Origin of the sequence: Azohydromonas lata, assembly GCF_034427735.1 — a bacterium.
In the GTDB taxonomy this organism is placed as follows: domain Bacteria; phylum Pseudomonadota; class Gammaproteobacteria; order Burkholderiales; family Burkholderiaceae_C; genus Azohydromonas; species Azohydromonas lata.
In genome coordinates this window covers 1-364 of record NZ_JAXOJX010000226.1, presented here as the reverse complement: position 1 = coordinate 364, position 364 = coordinate 1, and the positions used below count along the sequence as shown (strand labels likewise).

Here is a 364-nt window from a genome sequence, read left to right as displayed (position 1 = left end):
ACGACAAAAAGTCACTGCGAAAAGCATACGGGTGAGGGTCTGTAGCTCAGTCGGTTAGAGCACCGTCTTGATAAGGCGGGGGTCGTTGGTTCGAATCCAACCAGACCCACCAGCGCCTGGTAGAAGTTGATAAGGCCGGGGGATTAGCTCAGCTGGGAGAGCACCTGCTTTGCAAGCAGGGGGTCGTCGGTTCGATCCCGTCATCCTCCACCAAGTCCACGCAGTATTTTTTGATCGCACATGCAAGTGAGCCAAGGCTCTTTTGCATGTGCGATCAAGCAATTGATCGGCTGTCGTTCTTTAACAATTCATAGAGTCGAATCAGCGTTGCCGGCGGAAAGCGTAGAAATACGCACCGTGCCGT

General features: G+C 53.3%; 2 tRNA genes. Both read left to right on the top strand.

The features are described from left to right. Positions 1-35 precede the first annotated feature (35 nt). Positions 36-112, top strand: a tRNA-Ile gene (locus SM757_RS35145). A 25-nt stretch (positions 113-137) separates the two neighbouring features. Next, positions 138-213 (top strand) — tRNA-Ala (locus tag SM757_RS35140). The last annotated feature ends 151 nt before the right edge of the window (positions 214-364 follow it).